Here is a 21,445-nt window from a genome sequence, read left to right as displayed (position 1 = left end):
CATCCCGTCCCTCACCCGGTACGGAATCACCCGGCGGTCGCCCATTTGTGTGAAGTGACCGGTACGGCGTTGTTCGGCAGGAAGTACGAAATCTAGCTTCGTGGCCGGAGGTGACGGACCGATGACAGCCTGTACCGTCGAAACGACGGCGACGTCCACCATCGTGCTGCCGAGCACGGCCGCCCGGAAGGGCCGCGGCCAGCCCGTTCGTACGCCCGTTTCCGCACGGCTCGTACTCTCCGCCGACGGGGCCTACGCGGCCCGGCTGGCGGGCCGGGACGAGGCCCTGTTCCCGGAGCGGTGGACCCTCGGCGGACCGGAGCCGTACGCGGTACCGCTCCCCGCCCACCAGCCGGAGGAGCGGGACTCGGAGGTCCTGCCGCTGGCCGACGGGCGGGTACTGATCCACCGCCGGGTGGGCGGACGGCGACTGTTCTCCCTCCTCTACCCCACCGGCCCGGAGACGGGCGAACTGCCGCTGGGCGGAGTCGAGCCGCCGCCGGGCGTCCCGGGCGAGGTCCGGCTCCTGCCGCCGACCCCCTGCGGGACCCGTGCGCACGTCCTGGTCCCCGGCCGGACGTCGACGGCGGTCTGGCAGGTCGCCGACAAGGGGTTCGGGCCCGAACTCGTCGCGGAAGTCCCCGGCCGCTGCACCGGCGGTGTCTGGCTCGACCGTACGGGGCGGCTGCTCGCCCTCGACCAGCGGCGGCACGACGGCGGGCCGGTGAAGGCAGTCGCCGTCGACCTGGAACGCGGCGGCGAGGTCTCGCCGCTGCTGCAGATCGCCCCGGAGAGCGACGACCGGCTGCTGCTGGCCGAGCCGGACAGCGGGCTGCTGGTGGTCCGGTCGAACGCGCCGGGCGACGACCGGATCGGCTGGGGCGTCCTGGGCAGTGAGCGACCGGTGCGCTTCCCCGACTGCCTGCGCGTCCCGGCGGCGGTGGTGACGCCGTTCGCCGCGCAGCCGGGCCAGGTGCTCCGGCCCGAGGGCTGCGCGGTGGCGTTCACCGTCGCGACGCGGGGGGCGGGATGGCTGGGCGTATGGCGGCCGGAGGGCCGGCGGCTGTACCAACGCGCCGCGCCCGCGGGCTGGTTCCCGGGGGCCGGGCGCTGGGACGAGCGGGGCACGCTCCGGCTGCCGTACGCGACGGCGGCGGTGCCGTGCGGTACGGCCCTGCTGACGCCTCCGGCCGAGCCGTCACCGGAACCGTCGACCGAGCCGCTGGAGGCAGTTGAACCGGCCGAGGCGGTCGAGGCAGTTGGGGCGGTGGGGCAGAGCGAGACGGCTGAGGCGGCCGAGGCGGTCGAAGTCGCCGTCGAGGGGACCGCCGAAGGGGTGGGGTCCGGGTCCCAGGAGTCCGTCGCGGCCGAGGTCCCGGGCGGGCAACTCCCCGTCGCGGTGCGGCCCGTTCCGTTGCAGCAGGCACCGCTCAGGGGTGTCGGCCGGGCTGGTTAAACTCTCCGACCTGCGGGTAGTTCGCCTGCTCGACGGCGACTTCCGGTCCCGTCGGTCGGCGGCGAACCGCGGTGAACGGTGAAGTTCGACGATCAGCAACCACGACGGGGAAACTCCACACCATGTCTGAAGTCCGTACCGACGCACCCCCTGCCCAGTCCCAGGACGGCGGGCCGCACGCCGAAGCCGCCGGCGCGGAGGCCCATGGCAAGCACCGGGGGCCGGCCGCTCCGGACGACTCGGCGGGCGAGCCCCACGGCAAGCACCGCAAGCCCGGGGCCCGCTAGGCCGTGTCGTCAAAATTGCGCCTGGCCCGCGACGCCCGGCACGCACATTCGCCGCGTTGTCGGGATTTCCCAAGTACGTCCAGTACGAGGGAACCCCTCCGCCTTGCGACTGCACGCACCGGACGCCGCGGGCCCCGCCCTGCGGGCGGACGGCGCCATCTTGACGACACGGCCTAGCCGGAATCGGTTCGTCAGGGCCCGGTCACGAAATGCTTCCGCCTTCGTGACCGGGCCTTTCGGTCTTGGGGGCGGTTTGTAGGGTGGCGCGATGCAGCCACAGAACCCGCCGTCCCCGGAGCAGCCCGGCGACGGTTCCGTACCGCCGGAACCGTTCGGTCCGCCCGGAACGCCGCCCGTACCGCCCGGCCCCGCCTACGGACCACCGGTCCCCGCGCCCGCGGATCCGCCCCGGCGCGGCAAGGGGCCGCTGATCGTGGCGGCGCTGGCGGGCCTGCTGATCGGCGCGGGCGCGGTGGGCGGCGCCTGGGCCCTCGCCGGTGACGAGGGCGGTGACGGCGGCGGCCGGGCGGGGAGTCCGACCGCGAAGGACGACGCCCGCGCGGCCTGCGAGGCACTGGCCGGGGTCGACGAGTCGGCCCTCGTACCGAAGAAGTCCGGGGACTCCCAGGCCCCCATGCTCCGCTTCTCGGCCGCCTACGCGTTCTCCGGCGCGGCGGCGGACGGGGACAGCGCCCACCAGCCGCTGCACGACGCCATCCGCAAGGCACAGGCGATCATCGCCAGCCGGTTCGCGGTGGACGACGAGGCGAAGGGGCATCTGAAGACGGCCCGGGGGATCTGCGCCGAGCTGTGACGGGCGCGGCGCGTGGGACGGGGCGAGGAGTCCGGCCCGTGTCGTGCGAAGGGCCGGGCGGACCGCGGCATACCCTGCCGATATGGAGGAAATGCCCCGGGATCATCGCCCGGCCGTGTCCGTACGGATCCTGCTCGCCGGGGATCGGGGGACGACCAGCGGCGGACTGGCGCTGCTGCTGGGGCTGGAGCCCGACTTCACGGTGGTCGCGGAGGTGGACCGGGGCTCGGAAGCGGTGCTCGCGGCCCGGGACCGGTACGCGGACGTGGCCGTGCTGGACGCCGTACTGGCCGATGGCGAGGACGCCCTCGACACCACGGTCCGGCTGCTCGCCGAAAGGCCCGACTGCCGGGTGCTGATCCTGGCCGGTTCCGCCCGCCCCGGCTATCCGGAACGGGCCCTGGCCGCGGGCGCGGCGGGTCTCCTGGTCAAGGACGGCCCGCTCGACGACCTCGTCCAGGCAGTCCGCCGGTCCCTGACCGGCGAGAAGGTGATCGACCCGGCCCTCGCACCACCGCCTCCGCCGTCGGCCGGAACCGCCCGCACACCGCGCGGCCGGGGCACACGCCGTACCGGCCGGGCGGGCAAGTCCCCGGCCGCCGGCCCGGCCAACACGGCCGGCACGACCGGCACGACCAACGACGCCTGACCCGGGCCCCCGCGCCGCCCCCGCGCGCCCGGCCCGCCGCTCCCCCGCGTACGACTCCGCCGAACCGGGCCCTTCCCACCCGGCCCCGCCGGACCTCTACGCGTCCCGGCCGCCGCGCGGGAGCCAGAGGAGCAGCAGGACCGCCGCGGCCAGCAACACCCCGGAGCCGCAGCGGAATGCCAGGGCGTAGCCCTCGGTGTACGCCTCCGGGGACGTACGGCCGTCGGTGCGGGCGGCGGCCACGGTGACGAGGGCGGCAAGGCCGAGCGCGCCGCCCATCGTGCGGGAGGTGTTGATCAGCCCGGAGGCCAGCCCGGCGTCCTCGGCGGCGGCTCCGGCCGTCGCCAGGGACGAGAGGGGGGTCTGGGCCAGCCCGACGCCCAGCATCATCAGCACGCCCGGGAAGAGGACCATGGTGAGGTAGTGGCCCTCCGCCGTCATCGCCGACTGCCAGCCGAAGCCGGTCGCGGACACCAGGACACCGGTCACGGCGACGGCCCTCGCCCCCACTCTCGCCATCAGCGCCGGGGCCAGTTTGGAGCCGACGACGACGCTGATGGAGCTGGGTATCAGCGCCAGGCCGGCTTCGAGCGGCGAGTACTCCAGCACGTTCTGGACGTAGAGCGTCATGAAGAGCCAGGAGGAGAAGGAGGCCGAGCCGATCATCAGCATCGTCGCGTTGGCCGCGCTCAGCGTCCGCGACCGGAAGAACTTCAGCGGCATCAGCGGGGCCGCCGTCCGGGACTCGACGGCGACGAACAGTCCGAGCAGCGCCAGCCCGAAGGCCAGCGGCAGCAGCGCCGAGGCGGCGGCCCATCCGGCGGTCTCGGTCTCCACGATGCCGTAGGCCAGGGCGACCAGACCGGCGGTCACCAGCACGGCGCCCGGCAGATCCAGTCGCCGTTGCCGGTCGCGGCGGCCCTCGGCGAGTGAGATCGCCGCTCCGGCCAGCACCAGCACGCCGATCGGCACGTTGATCAGCAGCACCCACCGCCAGGAGAGCAGCTCGGTCAGGGCCCCGCCGACCAGTCCGCCCGCAGCGCCGCCCGCCGCGCCGACGGCGGCCCAGGTGGCTATCGCCCGGGTCCTGGCCGGGCCGACGGGAACGGCGGCGGTGATGATGGTGAGCGTCGCCGGGGCGAGGACGGCGGCGCCCAGGCCCTGGGCCGCGCGGGCGGCGAGGAGCTGCCAGCCCTCCTGGGCCAGCCCGCCCGCGAGGGACGCGGCCGTGAAGAGCCCGAGTCCGACCAGGAACATCCGCTTCCGGCCGAAGAGATCCGCCGCCCGCCCGCCGAGCAGCATGAGTCCGGCGAAGGCGATCGTGTACGCGTTCAGCACCCACTGCAGGGCCGCCGTGGAGAGTCCGAGGTCGGAGCGGAGGGACGGCAGCGCCACATTGACCACGGAGACGTCGAGCACGACCAGGAACTGACCGGCGCACGCGGCGGCCAGCACCAGCCACGTGCGCCCCGGGCGCCGGGGCGCGGCGTCCGGGGCCGCGGCCGGGGACGGCACCGCCGGGGGCGGGACGGCGGCCGAGGTCGCGGCGGCGGCCAGCGCTCCGGCCCCCGCCCCGGATCCGGGGCCGGGCGCGGCGGAGCGCGCGGCGTCGGGCGGCGGGACGGCGGAGGGTTCGTTGGGCACGCAGGACCGTCGGCGAGGTTCGGACATGTCCGCCATGGTCGCAGTGACCGCCGCCGCGCGCATCGCCCTGTGGACAACTCCCGCACCCCCGGCCATACCCTCCGGCGAGCACCGGGCGGGACGAGGTGTCACCGGCCACCGTCGTCCCCTTCGACCGGCCGGCCGGGGCGCGGGTCCGGTCGGCGCTGACCCCACCGCACCGGCGGAGCGCGCCCGAGTTGCCGCTCGATGCCCATGAGGTCCGGCTGCGGCAGGGCCGCTGACCTGAGGCCCGGGGCCGCGCCCGGGTCACCTTTCCGACACCCGGGGCCGCTGACCCGAGCCCCGGGGCCGCCGCGTTCCGGGGCGACCCGCCCCGGAGCGGCCGGCTTCCTTGGTGCACCATGGGCGGCCGGGCCGTAGCGGCCCGAACGGCCGTACCCGGGCCGTCCGTACGAACGATCGCGGCGTCCGCCGCGCCCGCACCATCGAAGGATCCGCCATGAGCCACACCCCCACCCCCGCACCGGAGGTTCTCGCCGCGTTCTCGGCGGCCAAGGGATTCATGCCGCCCGGTGAGGGCCTGGCCCTGTACGCGGCGGCGGTGGCGGCGGCCGGTTCGGGACTGCCGCTGGTGGAGGTGGGGACGTACTGCGGGCGGTCCACGATCCTGCTGGCCGCCGCCGCCCGGGACGCCGGGACGATCACCGTCACCGTCGACCACCACCGGGGCAGTGAGGAGCAGCAGCCGGGCTGGGAGTACCACGATCCGTCGGTGGTCGACCCGGAGGTCGGCCGGATGGACACCCTGCCGACCTTCCGCAGGACCCTGTCGCGGGCGGGCCTGGAGGACCACGTGATCGCGATCGTCGGGCGGTCGCCGCAGGTCGCGCGGGTCTGGGCGGCCCCGGTCGGGCTGGTCTTCATCGACGGCGGCCACACCGAGGAGCACGCCCAGGGGGATTACGAGGGCTGGGCGCCGCATCTCGCGGACGGCGGGCTGCTGGTGATCCACGACGTCTTCCCCGATCCGGCGGACGGTGGCCGCCCGCCGTACCACGTCTATCTGCGGGCCCTCGCGTCCGGCGCCTTCGCCGAGGTCTCCGCGACCGACTCGCTCCGTGTCCTGCGGCGGATCGCCCCGGGAATCTGACCTCCCGGGTCTACCCTCGCAGTCGTGTCGCACTACGAGCACAAGCCACCCGAGCCGCACGCGTCGCCCGAGCCGCACGAGCCGCACGAACGGGCCGGGGCGGCCGGACGGACCACGGGTCCGGAGCGCCGCCGACGACCCGCCGTCACCACCGCCGTCGCCGTACTGGTGACGGCCGCGCTCGCCGGACTGGTCTCCTGCCAGTCCGGCGGCGACACGGCCGACGACCGGCCCCGGGCCACCGCTTCGACCCCCAAGAGCCCCACCACCCCGGCGGGCGGCCCGGCCGGGGGCGGGACCGGGCATACGGCCGAAGGGCGGCTCGCCGGAAAGGTCGTGGTGATCGACCCCGGCCACAACCCCGGCAACTTCCGGCACACCGCCGAGATCAACCGGCTCGTCGACGTCGGAACCCATCGCAAGGAGTGCGACACCACCGGCACGGCCGCCGCCGACGGCGCCACCGAGGCCGCCTTCACCCGCGATGTCTCCCAGCGGCTGCGCGTCCTGCTGGAAGGGGAGGGCGCGGAGGTCGTCCTCACCCATGAGGCGGGCGCGCGGGCGTACGGCCCCTGTATCGACGAGCGGGCCCGGGTCGGCAACGAGGCGAAGGCCGACGCCGTCGTCTCCGTCCACGCGGACGGCTCGGCGGTCGGCCACCGGGGCTTCCATGTGATCCTGCCCGCCAAGGTCTCCTCCGGCGCCGCCGACACCACCGCGATCGTCGCCCCGTCCCGGACCCTCGGCGAGCGGATCGCCGACGCGTTCGCCCTGAGCACCGGCGCCCGGCGGGCGAACTACCTCGGCGGCGGTACCGGGCTCCATGTCCGGACCGACCTCGGCGGGCTCAATCTCTCCACCGTCCCCAAGGTCTTCATCGAGTGCGGAAATATGGCGGATCCCGAGGACGCCGCACTGCTCGCCGCCGCCGACTGGCGGCAGAAGGCGGCCCAAGGACTCGCAGACGGGATCGGCGACTTCCTGCGTCCGCCGGTCTGACAATCCACCCGCCGGGTAGGGGTTTTGGGACCCGGCCCCCTGCCCCGCACCACCGATTGTCGGACGAAAGCCGCACCGATAGTCATACGAATGGAGTGCTGGGCGCCGGGCTCTCTCCCCCGTCGGCAGCACCACCGAACGCCACCCGCACGACCGGTGTCCGCGCCCCGCCCCTTCACCCGGCCCCGACCCCGTCGCCCCAGGTCCCGATCCCATTCCGATCGGGTTTCCATCCGGTCCCTTCCGGTACCCCCGCCCCCACGAGTCCGTATACCGGGCAGACGCCGTCGCGCGTCAGACGATAGATTCACCCGGGTGACGGGGGAGTCACCCCCCGCTCTCGCGCCGAACGCCCCGATGCGACGACGACCCGAGACGATCGACGAAGGACTCATACGTGAACATCCGCTCCCTCACACGAGGCGATGGCGTGGTGATCGGAGCAGCGGTACTGCTGTTCATCGCCTCGTTCCTCGACACGTTCGACTGCTCCGGAAGCAGCTGTGACGACGTGCCGAACGCCTGGGACAACGGGGCCCTGCTGCTGGGCGTCTATCTGGCCGGTGTCATCGGCGCCGCGCTGATCGCGCTCTCCCATCTGCTGCCCCGGGCGCCGAAGGTGATCGGTATCGAGCTGGGCCACATCGGTGTCCTGCTGACGGTCTTCTCGGCCTGGACCGCCCTGGGCGCGATCTTCGACCCGACCGGCTCCTTCGACATGGGCGAGTTCAGTCTCGACGCGGGCACCGGGCTGATCCTCGGCTTCATCGCCACGCTGCTGCTGGCGGCGGGCGCGGTCTGCGGCCAGCTCGTCCCCGCGTTCAAGGCTCCGCTGGTCGGCGCGGCCGCTCCGGCGCCGACGCCGTCCCCGTACGGCGGCCAGCCGCAGGGCGGCTACGGCTACCCCGGCACCCAGCAGCCTTCGTTCGGCGGCCAGCCCGGTCAGCCGCAGCCGTTCGGCGGGCCGCAGCCGGGCCCGCAGGGCGCCACTCCCCCGGCCGCCGGAGCGCCGGGCGGCGCGCCCGACTTCGCGCCGTTCTGGTTCGCGGTGCCGGTGGCCCGGCCGCTCTACCCGGAGGACGGTTCGCCGACCCCGATCGCCGAACTGGCGCCGGGCACCTGGTACCTCGCCGTCGACCAGCGCGGCCAGGCCCTGATCGCCCAGACCCAGGACGGCCGCCGGGGTGTGCTGCAGGACACCACCGGCATCCAGCGCGGCTGAGCCCGGGGCGGGGCGGACGACGCTCCGCCCGAAGCTCCGCACGGCCCCTCGTCCTTCCGGGCGGGGGGCCGCTGCCGTACCCGGACGGCCCGGAACACACGAAGCACAACTCGGTACACAACCCGGATCAAGGCCCAGCGGCCGCCGCGCTCAGAACGTGTCGCAGCAGTCCGGTGCCAGTCCGGCCGGGAGTTCCGTACCGCCGAAGACCGCCCGGGTGGGTTCGTCGCCGACCAGGGCCGCGACCGCGAGCAGCAGGGACCCGGCGGTCCAGGTCGTCCGCTCCTCCGGCCAGTACGCGTCGTCCCCGAAGACGTAACCCGTCCAGTACATCCCGTCCCCGGCCCGCAGATGGGCGATGGAGCGCAGTACCTCGCGCGCCCGGTCCGGCTCGCCCGCCGCCCAGAGGGCCAGGGCCAGTTCGCAGCTCTCGCCGCCGGTGACCCAGGGGTTCGGCAGTACGCACCGGACGCCGAGCCCGGGGACCACGAAGTCGTCCCAGCGCTCCGCCAGCCTGGCCCGCGCGTCGGCGCCGGTGACCGCGCCGCCCAGGACGGGGTAGTACCAGTCCATGGAGTAACGGGACTTGTCGAGGAAGCGCTCGGGGTGGCGGCGTACCGCATGGGCCAGGGCGCCGGTCGCCAGCTCCCAGTCGGGCTGCGGCTCGCCGCGTTCCTCGGCGATGGCCAGGGCGCAGCGCAGGGCGTGGTGGACGGAGGAGGAGCCGGTGAGCAGGGCGTCGGCGACGGGGGTGCCGTCGGGCTCGCGTTTCCAGCCGATCTGGCCGCCGGGCTGCCGGAGGGCCAGGACGAAGCCCATGGCGGCTCGGACGACGGGCCACATCCGGTCGAGGAAGGCCGGGTCGCCGGTGGTGAGGTAGTGGTGCCAGACGCCGACGGCGACATAGGCGGTGAAGTTGGTCTCGCGGCCCCGGTCGGTGGGCCGTTCGGCGTCCCCGTCGTGGTAGGCGGCGTACCAGGATCCGTCGTCGTTCTGATGGGCGCGCAGCCAGTCGTACGCGGCCGAGGCCGCTTCGTGCTCCCCGGCCGCGTCCAGCGCCATCGCGGCCTCGGTGTGGTCCCACGGGTCGAGGTGGTGGCCCCGGAACCAGGGGATCGCGCCGTCGGCGCGCTGTTCGGCCCGGATCCCGGCGACGGTCGCCGCGGCCTGGCCGGCGGTGAGTACGCCGGGCAGGGCGAGCCGTTCGGTGCCGGGGACGCGGGGCGTCGTCACGCCTGCGCCCCGGCGTGGAGCTGGGGCTTGGTGGCGTAGGCGACGAAGCTCTTGCCGATCAGCGGGTTGAGCGCCTGTTCGGCGAGCCGGGTGGCGGCCGGCTTCTTCATGATGTCCCAGACGAGCAGCTTGTGGTACGCCTTCACCGGCAGGGCGCGGTCGTTGTCGACACCGAAGGCGCACTTCAGCCACCAGTAGGGGCTGTGCAGGGCGTGGGCGTGGTGGGTGCCGTACGGGACGAGTCCGGCCTCCTCGATCCGGGCGAGGAGTTCATCGGCCTTGTAGATCCGGATATGGCCGCCCTCGACCTCGTGGTAGGCGTCGCTGAGGGCCCAGCAGATCTTCTCGGGGCCGTAGCGGGGCACGGTGACGGCGATCCGGCCGCCGGGCTTGAGGACCCGGACCATCTCGGCGAGTACGCCCTTGTCGTCGTGGATGTGCTCCATCACCTCGGAGATGATCACGACGTCGAAGGACTCGTCGGGGAAGGGGAGGTTGAGGGCGTCGCCCTCCATCGCGGTGGCCGTGGCGCCCTCGGGTGCCTCGCCCGCCTCCGCCATCGCCGCGAACCATTTGGCGACCTCGCGGATCTCCTCGGGGTTGCGGTCGAGGGCGACCACCCGGGCGCCGCGCCGGTAGCACTCGAAGGCATGGCGGCCCGCGCCGCAGCCCAGATCGAGGACGCGGTCGCCGGCGGCGAGGGGGAAGCGGGAGAAGTCGACGGTCAGCACGCGTTCCTGCCTTCACGGTCGGCACGGGAGGGTTCACGGACGGGACGGGCGGGACGGGCGATGCGGTATGGCCGAGCGGTGGTACGGATCCGGAGGCGGCGTGTCACCGAGCGGCCGCCCCGGCCCGGCTGCCGGTCCGGCTGCCGCCGCGTCCGGCGGCGGCCCGGTCGATCGCCGCCCGGTACAGCTCTACGGTGCCCGCCGCGGCCCGGGCCCAGGTGAACCGTTCCAGCACTCGTTCGCGTCCGGCCGCGCCGAGCCGGGCCCGGAGCCCGGGGTCGGCCAGCAGCCGCCCCAGCGCCGCCGCGAGAGCGCCCGCGTCACCGGGCGGTACCGCCAGACATGTCACGCCGTCGTCCCCCGCGACCTCGGGGATCGCCCCGCCGGTGGTGGCGACGAGCGGTGTCCCGGTGGCCATGGCCTCGGCGGCGGGCAGGGAGAAGCCCTCGTACAGCGAAGGCACACAGGCGATCTGCGCCCCCCGCACCAGATCGACCAGCTCGGCGTCGGAGACGCCCTTGACGAACTCGACTGCGCCGCCGAGCCCGTACCGCTCGATGGCCCGGGCGACCGGGCCGTCCTCGGCCCGCTTGCCGACCACGACGAGATGCGCGCCGGGGTGCTCGGTCCGCAGCTCGGCCAGCGCCTCCACCAGATACACCAGGCCCTTGAGCGGGACATCGGCGCTGGAGGTGGTGACGATCCGGCCCGGCACCTCGGGCACCGCCGGATCGGGCGAGAACAGCCGGGTGTCGGCGCCGATGTGGACGACATGGATCCGGTCGGGGCGTACCCCCAGATCCTCCTCGATCTCGCGCCGGGAGGAGCCGGAGACGGTGAGTACGGACGGCAGCCGCCGGGCGACCCGCCGCTGCATCCGGGTGAAGCCGTACCAGCGGCGTACGGAGGCCCGGCGCTGCCAGGTCTCGGCGGCTTCGAGGTCGAGCCGCCGGTCGACGGTGATGGGGTGGTGGACGGTGGTGACCAGGGGCGCGCCGAGGTCGCCGAGGAGTCCGTACCCCAGGGTCTGGTTGTCGTGGACGACGTCGAACCGGCCGCGCCGGGCGCGCAGATGACGGCGGGCCCGCAGGGAGAAGGTGAGCGGCTCCGGGAAGCGCCCGGCCCACATGGTGCCGACCTCCAGGGCGTCGATCCAGTCGCGGAACTCCTCGCGCCGGGGCGTCCGGAACGGGTCGGTGCCGCGGTAGAGGTCGAGGCTGGGGAGTTCGGTGAGGGGCACGCCGTCGTCGAGTACGGGATAGGGCTGGGCGCCGATCACCTCGACGTCGTGGCCGAGGCGGGCCAGTTCGCGGGAGAGATGGCGGACGTAGACGCCCTGGCCGCCGCAGAAGGGGTTCCCCTTGTAGGTGAGGAGGGCGATCCGGAGCGGCCGTCCGTCGTCGTCCGGGGTCCGTCCGGAGCCGGGCGCGGGGCCGTCCTCCGGTTCGCGGGAGCCGGTTTCGATGGCCTCAGCGGTCACTCACGGCCCCCTGTCTCCCCTACGTTTCGGCGGAGCGTAACCGCTCGCTTTGATCTAGAACAAGTTTCAGACCTGCCCGCTCAAGGAGCACTGAATCTACCCGCAGGTAGCTCCGCTGTGGCGGCCAGAACAGGTGATTCACACCACGAAGGAGCCGGAACCGGGGGGATCCGCGAGACCATCGCCGGATCCGCCGGGACCGGGCCGGGACCGTCACCGGAACCGGCCGGAGCGCCCGGCGGGTACGCACAGACGCGCCGACGGGGAAGGGGGTAAGCGGACGATGACAGCCGAGGCCCGGCGGGTACGGCGGCGGCCGGAACCGGCCGCCGGAGGCGGACCGGAGGTCCGGCCCGTGCCGCCTCCCCTGACGGAACGCCAGAAGGCCCGCCGCCGCCGGATTCTGCACGCCGGCGCCCGGCTCGCGGGCCGGGGCGGCTTCGAGGCGGTCCGGATGCGGGAGGTCGCCGAGACGGCCGGGGTCGCCATCGGCACGCTCTACCGCTACTTCCCGTCGAAGGTCCATCTGCTGGTGGCCGTCCTGCAGGACCGGCTCCAGCGCCTCCACTCGACACTGCGCAGGCGGCCCCCCGGCGGGGTGACGGCCGCCGAGCGGGTGGCGGAGACGCTGATGCGGGCGTTCCGCTCCCTCCAGCGGGATCCCCGGCTGGCGGATGCCGTGGTGCGGGCGCTGATCTTCGCCGACCGGAGCGCCGGACCAGAGGTGGACGCCGTCTCGCGGCAGATGGCGGCGATCGTCCTGGACGCCATGGGGGTCGACGATCCGACGCCCGAACAGCTCTCGGCGGTCCGGGTGATCGAGCACACCTGGTACTCGGCGCTGATCACCTGGTTGTCGGGGCGGGCCTCGGTCGCCCGGGTGAGAACCGACATCGAAACGGCCTGCCGGCTGATCGACCTGGTGGAGCCGGTGCGGCCGGTGGAGCCGGTGGAGCCGGTGCGGCCGAACCCCGGGACGGGGTCGGCGGGCCGGTCCTGAGGGCGCGCGCCCGGCCCCTCCCCCGGCGACCGGCGCCGTACGGTGGGCGGATGAGCGGCAGCACCCCGCCTGTACCGGACACCCCCGGCACCCCGCGCCCCCTCCGGCCGGGGCCCCGCCCCCGTACGGCGCCCGACCGGCCCGACCGGGTCTGGTACGCCTCGTACGGCTCGAACATGGATCCGGCCCGGCTCGCCGCCTATCTGCGCGGCGGGCGTCCGGCCGGGGCCGCCCTGGGCACCCCCGGCGGCCGGGACCCGAAGCCGCCGGAGCGGACGATCGCCCTCGAACTGCCGGGGGTGCTGTACTTCGCCACCCACTCCCCGGTCTGGTCCGGCGGCCGGGCCTTCTACGACCCCGATGCCGACGGCACGACCCGGGTCCGGGCGCATCTGATCACCGCCGGGCAGTTCTCGGACCTCGCGGCCCAGGAGATGTACCGGCCGCCCGGCCCGGCGGCGGACCTCGATCTCACCGGGGTACTCGCCCACGGCCGCGCGACACTCGGCCCCGGGCGGTACGAAACCCTGGTCCACCCGGGCTGGGTGGCCGGGCTCCCGGTACTGACCTTCACCGCGCCCTGGCGGTACGACACGGTCCCCGGGGTCTCCCCGGCCGCCGGGTACCTCCGCCATCTGGCCGCCGGGCTGCTGGCGGCCGGGGTCTGGGAGCCGGGGTCCGTCAACCGCTATCTGGCGTCGGCGCCCGGCGCGGAGGACTGGACCCCGGAGGACGTGGCCCGGCTGACACGGAACGCGCCGCCCCGGGGCGGGGCGGCGCCGTAACGGGGGCCACGGGCCCCGTTGCCAAAGGCATAAGAGGCGCGGGGAACTGCGCGAACAGCCCACGCCGACAGAGGGCCGGAACCCGGCATCACCCACCCGCGGCAGGAAACCGGGCCCGAAGACGAACCCGTCTGCCCAGTCCCCCCGTCGCCGGAGCGCACACCGTCCGTGGCCGTTCGCGCAGTTCCCCGCGCCCCCAAAACGCTCCCCGCGGCCGGGCTCCTCCTCGGAGCCGAAGACCAGGGCGCCAGGGACGCTGGGTACCCCGTTGCCGAAGGCATAAGGGGCGCGGGGAACTGAGCGAACAGCCCACGCCGACGGAGGGCCGGAACCCGGCATCACCCACCCGCGGCGGGAAGCCGGGCCCGCGCCCCCGGGCAGCGGCGCGCCCGGGGCCGGGGCGTCGGTAGAGTAGGCGGGTCGTATCACGCCCGTACAGGGGGAAGCCGGTGCGAATCCGGCACTGACCCGCAGCCGTGAGCCGTCGGCGCGTCCCGGGCCGCGTGACCGTGAACCCACGGTCCCCGCGTCCCGCCGTCGCCCCGGCGCCCAGTCGGAATGCCCTGTCCCCGGCCGTGACCGGCTCACGCCACCGGCAGCCGCCGGTGATCGGCACCGTCGAGGAATACGGGGCCGGAGCCCTGGCGCGTCGTCCCCCGGACGCGTCCGTGCCCGGATCCCGGCAGCGTCCAGCAGGGCGCGGGAAGAGGCACCACCCGTCATGACCACCGCCACCACCGCACGCCGTACCGCCGTACGCCGCGCCGCCGCCGCGCTCGCCGTCTCCGCCGTGTTCGGGGTGGCCGCCGCGCCCGCCGCGAGCGCCTCGACCACCCCGCCGCCGTCCGCCGCCCCGCTGCCGTCCGGCCTCTTCGGCACCTCCGACCCGGCGTACGACGGGGTGTGGCGGCAGTCGCTGGCGCTGCTCGCCCAGGACACCGCCGGGCTGACGCCCGCGGGCAAGGCCGTCGACTGGCTGACCGCGCAGCAGTGCGCGGACGGCGCGTTCCCCTCGTACCGGGCGGATGTCTCCGGGCCGTGCGACGCCAAGGTGCTCCGCGACTCCAACGCCACGGCCGCCGCCGTCCAGGCCCTGACCGCCACCGGCGGCCGGGAGCAGGCCGTGACCAAGGCCGTCGGCTGGCTGAAGTCGGTCCAGAACGCCGACGGCGGCTGGAGCTACAACCCGGGCGGCGCCAGCGACGCCAACTCGACCTCCGTGGTGATCGGCGCGCTGGTCGCGGCGGGGGCGAAGCCGGAGGCCGTGACCTCGGCGAAGGGCGGCAAGTCGCCGTACGACGCGCTGCTGACCTTCGCCCGCCCGTGCGGCGGCGCGGACGGCGGGGCGTTCGTCTACCAGCCGCAGATGCCCGGTGCGATCGGCGACTCGACCGCCGCCGCCGTGACCGCCGCGCACGGCCGGGGGCTGGCGCCGGAGGCCGGTGCCGCCACCGGTGCCGGGACGGCCGCCGCGGCCTGCGACAAGGCCGCGAAGGACCTGAAGGGCGCCGCGGGCAACGGTGCCGCCTATCTGACGGCCGCGACGGCGAAGTCCGGGCATCTGCTGACGGCCCCGATGCCGGGCGCCGAGGACTCCGCGCCCAAGCCGGACTTCGGCAATACGGCCGACGCCGTGGTGGCGCTGGCGGTCCAGGGCCGTACCGAGCAGGCCCGGAAGTCGCTGACCTGGTTGGAGGGGAACGCCGCGGCCTGGGCGAAGCAGTCGGGTCCGGCCGCGTACGCCCAGCTGATCTTCGCCGCGCGGGCGGCGGGCGGTGACCCGAAGGACTTCGGCGGTACGGACCTGGTGGCGGCGCTGACCGCGACCGGCCCGACGCCCGAGCCGTCGGCCTCGGCCTCGGCCGATAAGAACGACAAGAAGAAGGAAGAGAAGAAGGACTCGGGCCCGAACATGTGGTGGATCGTCGGCGCGTTCTTCGCGGCGAGCGCCGGTGCGGGCTTCCTGCTCAGCGGTCGCCGCAAGTCCCGGTCGTGACGTCCGTGCCGCGCCCCGCGCCCGTCCCGGCCGCCGGTACGCCGTCCGGCGGGTCCCGGCTCCGCCCCGGCCCTCGTTCCACCCGCCTCCGGCGGACGGTCGGGGCCGTCGTCGCGGGGTTCGTCGTACTCGTCACGGCCGGAGCCGGGGTCGTCGGGGCCGCCGGAACCGCGCAGGCGGCCGGATACCGGTACTGGTCGTACTGGCAGGCCGACGGGGCGAAGTGGACGTACGCCACCGAGGGCCCGGCGACCGCCAGGCCCGCCGACGGTGCCGTCCACGGCTTCCGCTTCGCCGTGAGCGCCGACAGTTCGGACGCCTCCGTACCGCGTACGGTCCCCGATTTCGCCGCGATCTGCGGATCGACCGCGCCCGAGCCGGACCGTAAGCGGGTCGCGCTCGTCGTCGACCCCGGTACGGCGGCCGACGCGCCCGGCGGGGAGCGCCCGCCCGCGTCGCGTACGGTCTGCGCGGTGGTGCCCGGGGACGCGACCGCCGCCGAGGCGCTGGCGAAGGTGGCGAAGCCGCTGCGGTACGACGCCAACGCGATGCTCTGCGCCATCTCCGGCTACCCCGCGAAGGGCTGCGGCGAACAGGTCGCGGGCTCCGGCGGAAAGTCCGACTCGGCCGCCGCGACCGATTCCGCTTCCACCCCGGGGAGCGACGGGGGCGACAGCGGGGACGGTGGCCCGTCCGTGGGTGTCGTGGCGGCGATCGCGGTCATCGCCGTACTCGGCGCCGCCGCCTTCCGGCAGTCCCGCCGCCGGTCACGATGACCCCACGCCCCACGCGGTCCGAGCGGCCGTCCGAGCCGGGTACCCCCCGTACCGGTACCGTACGGCCGCCCGCCCGCTCCCCCCTGGAACGGCTGCGCGCCCCCGTCGCCGACCGGGCCAACGCCGTCCACCCCGGGGCCTGGTGGCTCTGGGCCCTCGGTCTCGCCGCCGCCGCGTCCCGGACCACGAACCCCCTGCTCCTCGGGCTGATCGTGGCCGTCGCGGGCTATGTCGTCGCGGCCCGCAGGACCGACGCGCCCTGGGCCCGGGCGTACATCGCCTTCGTCAAGCTGGGGCTGCTGGTCCTGGTGATCCGGGTGTTGTTCTCGGTACTGCTGGGGGCGCCGATCCCCGGGACCCGGCTGCTGTTCACCCTGCCCGAGGTGCCGCTGCCGGAGTGGGCGAAGGGCATCCGGATCGGCGGCCGGGTCTATGCCGAACAGCTCGTACTCGCCCTCTACCAGGGCGCCAAGCTGGCCACCCTGCTGATCTGCGTGGGCGCCGCGAACGCGCTCGCCAATCCGGCCCGGCTGCTGAAGTCGCTGCCGGGCGCGCTGTACGAGGCCGGGGTCGCGGTCGTCGTGGCGATGACCTTCGCCCCGAACCTGGTCGCGGACGTGGCCCGGCTGCGGACGGCCCGGCGGCTGCGCGGCCGGTCCGGCGGCGGCCCCGGGGCGATGATCGGGATCGGGCTGCCGGTGCTGGAGGGCGCCCTGGAGCGGTCGATCGCGGTGGCCGCTTCGATGGACGCCCGCGGCTACGGCCGGACGGCGGAGGTCCCGGCCCGGATCCGGCACACCACCACGGCGCTGACCCTCGGCGGACTGCTGGGCGTCTGCGCGGGCAGCTACGCCCTGCTGGCCGCCGAGGGCGCGGGGTACGGGCTGCCGCTGCTGGTCGCGGGGGTCGCGGCGGCGATCGCCGGGCTGCGGCTCGGCGGACGCCGTACGGTCCGGACCCGCTACCGCCCGGACCGGTTCGGCCCCCGTTCCTGGCTGGTGGCCGGTTCGGGCGCGGCGGTCGCCGGGCTGACGGTGTGGGCGGCGGCCTACGCGCCCGCGGCGCTGGAACCCGGGGTCGTACCCCTGACCGCGCCGGAGCTGCCGCTGTGGCCCGCCGCCGCCGTGCTGATCGGACTGCTGCCCGCCTTCGTCGCCCCCGTACCCACGCGTACCCACGCACAGCCCCGCCCCGACGCCCGGGGCCCCCGTTCGAGCCCGCCCGAGGAGTCGTCGTGATCCGGTTCGAGAACGTGTCGGTGGTCTACGACGGCATGGCCGCGCCCGTGCTCGACGGGGTCGACCTGACCGTCCCCGAGGGTGAGCTGGTACTGCTCGTCGGCCCGTCCGGGGTCGGCAAGTCGACTCTGCTGGGCGCGGTGTCCGGGCTGGTGCCGCACTTCACCGGCGGTACGCTGCGCGGCCGGGTCACGGTCGACGGCCGGGACACCCGGACGCACCGGCCGCGCGAGCTGGCCGATGTGGTGGGGACCGTGGGCCAGGACCCGTCGGCGCACTTCGTCACGGACACCGTCGAGGACGAGCTGGCGTACGGGATGGAGTCGCTGGGCACCCCGCCGGACGTGATGCGCCGCCGGGTGGAGGAGACCCTCGATCTGCTGGGCCTGACCGAGCTGCGGGAGCGGCCGATCGCGACCCTGTCGGGCGGGCAGCGGCAGCGGGTGGCGATCGGCTCGGTGCTGACGGCCCATCCGAAGGTGCTGGTCCTCGACGAGCCGACGTCGGCACTGGACCCGGCCGCCGCCGAGGAGGTGCTGGCGGTCCTCCAGCGGCTGGTCCACGATCTGGGCACGACCGTACTGATGGCCGAGCACCGGCTGGAGCGGGTGGTGCAGTACGCGGACCGGGTGGTGCTGCTGCCGGGCCCCGGGAAGCCGCCGGTGACCGGTGCGCCCGAGGAAATCATGGCGGTCTCCCCCGTGGCGCCGCCGGTGGTGACGCTGGGGCGGCTGGCGGGCTGGGATCCGCTGCCGCTGTCGGTACGCGACGCCCGCCGCCGGGCGGCCGGACTGCGGGAGCGGCTGGGCGAGCCCGCCGCGTCCCCGGCGTACGCCCCAGGTGAGCCGGTCGCCGCACTGGACGGCGTGACGGTCCGGCACGGCCGGGTCACGGCGCTGCGGTCGGTGGCGCTGACGGTGGGCGCCGGGGAGACGGTCGCCCTGATGGGCCGGAACGGGGCCGGGAAGTCGACCCTGCTGTCGACGCTGGTCGGGCTGGTGGAGCCGGTGTCGGGCGGGGTGTCCGTCGGCGGGCTCGTACCGCGCCGGACCCGGCCGAAGGAGCTGATCCGGCGGGTCGGTCTGGTGCCGCAGGAGCCGCGCGATCTGCTCTACGCGGACACGGTCGCGGCCGAGTGCGCGGCGGCGGACGCCGACGCGGGCGCCGCGCCCGGCGGCTGTCGTGAACTGGTGGCGGAGCTGCTGCCGGGAGTGGCGGACGAGACGCATCCCCGGGATCTGTCGGAGGGGCAGCGGCTGGCGCTGGCGCTGGCCGTAGTGCTGACCGCCCGGCCCCCGCTGCTGCTGCTCGACGAGCCGACCCGGGGGCTGGACTACGCGGCGAAGGCGCGGCTGGTGACGGTGTTGCGGGGGCTGGCCGCCCGGGGCCACGCGATCGTCCTGGCGACACACGATGTGGAGCTGGCGGCCGAGCTGGCGCAGCGGGTGGTGATCCTGGCGGACGGCGAGATCGTCGCCGACGGGCCGATGGCGGAGGTCGTGGTGGGTTCCCCGGCGTTCGCGCCGCAGGTGGCGAAGGTGCTGGCGCCGCGGCGCTGGCTGACCGTCTCGCAGGTGGAGGCGGCGCTGTGAGCGCGAGCGGGCGGCCGTCGAAGCCGCCGGTCCCGTCGGCCGGACCGGCGCGGCCGGTCCGGCTGGGGCCCCGTTCGGTCGCGGCCCTGGCGCTGATCAGCGCGATCGGGGTGGCGTTCTTCGGCTGGCCGCTGCTGGCGGACGAACGGTCCGGGGTGGTGGCGCACGCGGAGGACGCGCCGTGGCTCTTCGCGCTGCTGCTGCCGCTGCTGGTGGCGGTGGTCGTGGCGACGATCGCGGATACCGGGCTGGGGCCGAAGGCGGTCGCGATGCTGGGGGTGCTGGCGGCCGTGGGGGCGGCGATGCGGCCCCTGGGCGCCGGGACGGCGGGCCTGGAGCCGATGTTCTTTCTGATGGTGCTGGCGGGCCGGGTGCTGGGGCCGGGGTTCGGCTTCGTCCTCGGTTCGGTGACGATGTTCGCGTCGGCGCTGCTGACGGGCGGAGTGGGCCCGTGGATGCCGTTCCAGATGCTGGCGATGGGCTGGTTCACGATGGGCGCCGGGCTGCTGCCGGGCGCGGAGCGGCTGCGGGGGCGGGCGGAGGCGCTGATGCTGGCCGCGTACGGGGCCTTCGCCGCGTTCGCGTACGGCACGGTGATGAATCTCCAGGGGTGGACGATCGTCCCGGGCATGGCGACGGGGATCTCGTTCCAGCCGGGCGATCCGCTCGCGGACAACCTGGTCCGCTTCTTCGCCTATGTGGCGGCGACGTCCCTGGGCTGGGACCTGGGCCGGGCGGTGCTGACGGTGGTCCTGACGCTGACGGCGGGCCCGGCGGTGCTGAAGCTGCTGCGGCGGGCGACCCGGCGGGCCGCGTTCGAGGCGCGGGTCACATTCGACGCCCCCGGGGACGGTCCGCCGGGTGAGCCGCCCCACAGCCCGCCGAGGGCCTACGAGGCGTCTTCGTAGCGGTACGACGGGACGCCGGGCGCCCTGACCGGCCCGGATCACCGGGGGTGGCGCCCCGGGTGCGACGCCGGGTCGTAGCGGGGCGCGTTGCGGGCGGCCGGGGGCGGCTGCTCAACTGTTCCGGTCGCCGGGCGACGAGGCGTTTCCCGCCCCGCCCGACGGCGTTCCCCGTCCCCGACGTCAGGATGCCCTGTGCCCCGCTCCTTCGCCGCCGCCCTCCGTCACCGGCCCCGTACCGCGCTCTTCGGCGCGGCCGTCGTCGCCTCCTCCGCGACGATGGTGCTGGGCCTGGCCCCCGGCTCCGCCTCCGCAGCCCCGGTGGCGGCACCGGCGGCGGCCGAGGCCGCGTCCGCGAAGGCGATCGCCCAGAAGATGATCGGCGACGACGCGCAGTTCCGGTGCTTCAGCCAGATCGTGGCCAAGGAGAGCAACTGGGACGTCCAGGCGTCGAACCCGTCGAGCGGCGCCTACGGCCTGGTCCAGGCCCTGCCGGCGACGAAGATGGCGACGGCCGGGTCGGACTGGCAGACGAACCCGGAGACCCAGATCGAGTGGGGTCTCGACTACATGAAGGACCGGTACGGCAGCCCGTGCGGCGCCTGGACGAAGTGGCAGACGCAGGGCTGGTACTGATCACCGGGTAATAGCCGGTGACCGGGCGACCGGGCCCGACGGGGCAACGCCCCCGGGCCACCGGACCCCCCTCGCGGACCGGAGGACCCCGTACGGCAACAGTGCCGTACGGGGTCCTTCGCGTCACCCGAGCCGCATCATCAGCCGCCCCTGCCGGAACCGCTCCCCTTCGCGCGGATGGCGCACGATCCGGTCGGTCTCGGTGAATCCGGCGGCGGCCGCGGTCCGGGCCAGGGCGTCGGCGGGCCAGCGGTAGGCCGGGGTGACCTTGTGGTCGAAGACGGTGAGCGGGTCGTCCCCGGACTCGAAGAACGCCAGCAGCAGCCGTCCGCCGGGGGCGAGGACCCGGCGGATCTCGTCGAAGTACGACGGCACCTCCTCCGGCGGGGTGTGGATCATCGAATACCAGACCACGACACCGCCGAGCGCGCCGTCGCCGAGGTCGAGCGCGTGCATGGAGCCGACCTCGAACCGCAGCTCCGGATAGGTCTCCCGGGCGATCCGGATCATCTCGGGCGACAGATCGATCCCGAAGACGTCCGTACCGAGCCCGCGCAGATATCCGGCGATCCGCCCGGGGCCGCAGCCCAGCTCGGCGACCGTACCGCCGCCGCCGGCCGCTACATCGGCGGCGAACTCGTCGAGCAGTCCGCGGTCGATCGGCTTACCGTCCAGATCGTCCCGCACCAAGTCGGTGTACAGCTGGGCCACGTCGTCATAGGCGTCGGCGGTGGTACGGAGGTGAGAGGGGGTATCGGAAACCATGGGCCCGCACCCTAGGCCGTGTCTTCAAAATCCCGCCTGGCCCGCGACGCCCGGCACGCACATTCGCCGCGTTGTCGGGATTTCCCAAGTACGTCCAGTACGAGG

At 74.9% G+C, this 21,445-nt stretch carries 21 protein-coding genes and 1 riboswitch; of the genes, 16 read left to right on the top strand and 5 right to left on the bottom strand.

The annotated features are described in order from the left end of the window. Nucleotides 1–121 precede the first annotated feature (121 nt). From AB0G74_RS31670 to AB0G74_RS31655, 4 genes are all read left to right on the top strand, one after another. Nucleotides 122–1,456 carry a hypothetical protein gene (locus AB0G74_RS31670; protein ID WP_361153351.1) on the top strand — a complete coding sequence of 445 codons (1,335 nt, stop codon included), beginning with the start codon at nt 122–124 and terminating at the stop codon, nt 1,454–1,456. Nucleotides 1,457–1,578: 122 nt separating this feature from the next. Further along, complete coding sequence (locus AB0G74_RS31665; protein ID WP_361153349.1) at nt 1,579–1,743, top strand: hypothetical protein; 165 nt, start codon at nt 1,579–1,581, stop codon at nt 1,741–1,743. Nucleotides 1,744–2,011: 268 nt separating this feature from the next. After that, nucleotides 2,012–2,557 carry a hypothetical protein gene (locus tag AB0G74_RS31660; RefSeq protein ID WP_361153346.1) on the top strand — a complete coding sequence of 182 codons (546 nt, stop codon included), beginning with the start codon at nt 2,012–2,014 and terminating at the stop codon, nt 2,555–2,557. Nucleotides 2,558–2,639: 82 nt separating this feature from the next. Then, complete coding sequence (locus AB0G74_RS31655) at nt 2,640–3,206, top strand: response regulator (RefSeq protein WP_361153344.1); 567 nt, start codon at nt 2,640–2,642, stop codon at nt 3,204–3,206. Nucleotides 3,207–3,302: 96 nt separating this feature from the next. Here AB0G74_RS31655 and AB0G74_RS31650 read toward each other — a convergent pair whose 3' ends face one another. Then, complete coding sequence (locus AB0G74_RS31650; RefSeq protein WP_361153342.1) at nt 3,303–4,877, bottom strand: MFS transporter; 1,575 nt, start codon at nt 4,875–4,877, stop codon at nt 3,303–3,305. Nucleotides 4,878–4,975: 98 nt separating this feature from the next. Between AB0G74_RS31650 and AB0G74_RS31645 the strand changes: the two genes are divergently transcribed. The 4 genes from AB0G74_RS31645 to AB0G74_RS31630 all read left to right on the top strand — a co-directional run bounded on the left by AB0G74_RS31645 (nt 4,976) and on the right by AB0G74_RS31630 (nt 8,203). Then, the gene (locus tag AB0G74_RS31645; RefSeq protein ID WP_361153339.1) at nt 4,976–5,113 is read left to right on the top strand and encodes a hypothetical protein; all 138 of its coding nucleotides are present in this window, start codon (nt 4,976–4,978) and stop codon (nt 5,111–5,113) included. Nucleotides 5,114–5,331: 218 nt separating this feature from the next. Beyond that, entirely contained in the window at nt 5,332–5,982 is a 651-nt protein-coding gene (locus tag AB0G74_RS31640; RefSeq protein ID WP_361153336.1) for a class I SAM-dependent methyltransferase, read from the top strand. Between the two features lie 165 nt (nt 5,983–6,147). Further along, nucleotides 6,148–6,981: an N-acetylmuramoyl-L-alanine amidase gene (locus AB0G74_RS31635; RefSeq protein WP_361153368.1), complete on the top strand. Its 834-nt coding sequence runs from the start codon at nt 6,148–6,150 to the stop codon at nt 6,979–6,981. A gap of 397 nt (nt 6,982–7,378) precedes the next feature. Further along, nucleotides 7,379–8,203: a DUF5336 domain-containing protein gene (locus AB0G74_RS31630; protein WP_361153333.1), complete on the top strand. Its 825-nt coding sequence runs from the start codon at nt 7,379–7,381 to the stop codon at nt 8,201–8,203. Nucleotides 8,204–8,353: 150 nt separating this feature from the next. Here AB0G74_RS31630 and AB0G74_RS31625 read toward each other — a convergent pair whose 3' ends face one another. The 3 genes from AB0G74_RS31625 to AB0G74_RS31615 all read right to left on the bottom strand — a co-directional run bounded on the left by AB0G74_RS31625 (nt 8,354) and on the right by AB0G74_RS31615 (nt 11,647). Continuing rightward, nucleotides 8,354–9,436 (bottom strand): prenyltransferase, encoded by a 1,083-nt coding sequence (locus AB0G74_RS31625; RefSeq protein WP_361153330.1) that lies wholly within the window; start codon nt 9,434–9,436, stop codon nt 8,354–8,356. Continuing rightward, nucleotides 9,433–10,167, bottom strand: coding sequence for a class I SAM-dependent methyltransferase (locus AB0G74_RS31620; RefSeq protein WP_361153327.1), 735 nt, complete (start codon nt 10,165–10,167; stop codon nt 9,433–9,435). Before AB0G74_RS31620 ends, AB0G74_RS31625 begins: the two co-directional genes overlap by 4 nt. A gap of 103 nt (nt 10,168–10,270) precedes the next feature. Next, a complete protein-coding gene (locus AB0G74_RS31615; protein WP_361153324.1) occupies nt 10,271–11,647 on the bottom strand; it encodes a glycosyltransferase family 4 protein in 1,377 nt (458 codons plus the stop codon). Between the two features lie 283 nt (nt 11,648–11,930). On the opposite strand from AB0G74_RS31615, the gene AB0G74_RS31610 reads away from it, so the two are divergent. The 8 genes from AB0G74_RS31610 to AB0G74_RS31575 all read left to right on the top strand — a co-directional run bounded on the left by AB0G74_RS31610 (nt 11,931) and on the right by AB0G74_RS31575 (nt 20,575). Continuing rightward, entirely contained in the window at nt 11,931–12,647 is a 717-nt protein-coding gene (locus AB0G74_RS31610; protein WP_361153322.1) for a TetR family transcriptional regulator, read from the top strand. Nucleotides 12,648–12,697: 50 nt separating this feature from the next. Continuing rightward, nucleotides 12,698–13,432 carry a histone deacetylase gene (locus AB0G74_RS31605; protein ID WP_361153319.1) on the top strand — a complete coding sequence of 245 codons (735 nt, stop codon included), beginning with the start codon at nt 12,698–12,700 and terminating at the stop codon, nt 13,430–13,432. Between the two features lie 410 nt (nt 13,433–13,842). Continuing rightward, nucleotides 13,843–13,954: riboswitch (cobalamin riboswitch) on the top strand. A gap of 199 nt (nt 13,955–14,153) precedes the next feature. Then, the gene (locus AB0G74_RS31600; RefSeq protein ID WP_361153316.1) at nt 14,154–15,428 is read left to right on the top strand and encodes a prenyltransferase/squalene oxidase repeat-containing protein; all 1,275 of its coding nucleotides are present in this window, start codon (nt 14,154–14,156) and stop codon (nt 15,426–15,428) included. Further along, on the top strand, nt 15,425–16,204 hold the full coding sequence (locus AB0G74_RS31595) for an SCO2322 family protein (protein WP_361153313.1): 780 nt from the start codon (nt 15,425–15,427) through the stop codon (nt 16,202–16,204). Before AB0G74_RS31600 ends, AB0G74_RS31595 begins: the two co-directional genes overlap by 4 nt. Continuing rightward, nucleotides 16,201–17,442 (top strand): energy-coupling factor transporter transmembrane protein EcfT, encoded by a 1,242-nt coding sequence (locus AB0G74_RS31590; RefSeq protein WP_361153311.1) that lies wholly within the window; start codon nt 16,201–16,203, stop codon nt 17,440–17,442. Before AB0G74_RS31595 ends, AB0G74_RS31590 begins: the two co-directional genes overlap by 4 nt. Further along, nucleotides 17,439–19,034 (top strand): ATP-binding cassette domain-containing protein, encoded by a 1,596-nt coding sequence (locus AB0G74_RS31585; protein WP_361153308.1) that lies wholly within the window; start codon nt 17,439–17,441, stop codon nt 19,032–19,034. Before AB0G74_RS31590 ends, AB0G74_RS31585 begins: the two co-directional genes overlap by 4 nt. Further along, nucleotides 19,031–19,942, top strand: a complete 912-nt coding sequence (locus AB0G74_RS31580) for an ECF transporter S component (RefSeq protein WP_361153305.1) — start codon at nt 19,031–19,033, stop codon at nt 19,940–19,942. The genes AB0G74_RS31585 and AB0G74_RS31580 overlap by 4 nt, the downstream gene beginning before the upstream one ends. A 192-nt stretch (nt 19,943–20,134) precedes the next feature. After that, a complete protein-coding gene (locus AB0G74_RS31575; RefSeq protein WP_361153302.1) occupies nt 20,135–20,575 on the top strand; it encodes a transglycosylase SLT domain-containing protein in 441 nt (146 codons plus the stop codon). Nucleotides 20,576–20,698: 123 nt separating this feature from the next. Here the strand turns inward: AB0G74_RS31575 and AB0G74_RS31570 are convergent, their stop codons facing one another. Then, the gene (locus AB0G74_RS31570) at nt 20,699–21,340 is read right to left on the bottom strand and encodes a class I SAM-dependent methyltransferase (RefSeq protein ID WP_361153300.1); all 642 of its coding nucleotides are present in this window, start codon (nt 21,338–21,340) and stop codon (nt 20,699–20,701) included. Nucleotides 21,341–21,445: the final 105 nt, after the last annotated feature.

This window comes from Streptomyces sp. NPDC020875 (assembly GCF_040641415.1).
Lineage (GTDB): Bacteria > Actinomycetota > Actinomycetes > Streptomycetales > Streptomycetaceae > Streptomyces.
This window is presented reverse-complemented; position numbering and strand designations above follow the sequence as displayed.

Excerpts from the sequence above, each read along its gene's own strand:
- AB0G74_RS31640 (WP_361153336.1), top strand. The coding sequence starts at position 5,332 with ATGAGCCACACCCCCACCCCCGCACCGGAGGTTCTCGCCGCGTTCTCG.
- AB0G74_RS31660 (WP_361153346.1), top strand. The coding sequence starts at position 2,012 with ATGCAGCCACAGAACCCGCCGTCCCCGGAGCAGCCCGGCGACGGTTCC.
- AB0G74_RS31610 (WP_361153322.1), top strand. The coding sequence starts at position 11,931 with ATGACAGCCGAGGCCCGGCGGGTACGGCGGCGGCCGGAACCGGCCGCC.
- AB0G74_RS31670 (WP_361153351.1), top strand. The coding sequence starts at position 122 with ATGACAGCCTGTACCGTCGAAACGACGGCGACGTCCACCATCGTGCTG.
- AB0G74_RS31570 (WP_361153300.1), bottom strand. The coding sequence starts at position 21,340 with ATGGTTTCCGATACCCCCTCTCACCTCCGTACCACCGCCGACGCCTAT.
- AB0G74_RS31600 (WP_361153316.1), top strand. The coding sequence starts at position 14,154 with ATGACCACCGCCACCACCGCACGCCGTACCGCCGTACGCCGCGCCGCC.
- AB0G74_RS31665 (WP_361153349.1), top strand. The coding sequence starts at position 1,579 with ATGTCTGAAGTCCGTACCGACGCACCCCCTGCCCAGTCCCAGGACGGC.
- AB0G74_RS31655 (WP_361153344.1), top strand. The coding sequence starts at position 2,640 with ATGGAGGAAATGCCCCGGGATCATCGCCCGGCCGTGTCCGTACGGATC.
- AB0G74_RS31590 (WP_361153311.1), top strand. The coding sequence starts at position 16,201 with ATGACCCCACGCCCCACGCGGTCCGAGCGGCCGTCCGAGCCGGGTACC.
- AB0G74_RS31605 (WP_361153319.1), top strand. The coding sequence starts at position 12,698 with ATGAGCGGCAGCACCCCGCCTGTACCGGACACCCCCGGCACCCCGCGC.
- AB0G74_RS31650 (WP_361153342.1), bottom strand. The coding sequence starts at position 4,877 with ATGTCCGAACCTCGCCGACGGTCCTGCGTGCCCAACGAACCCTCCGCC.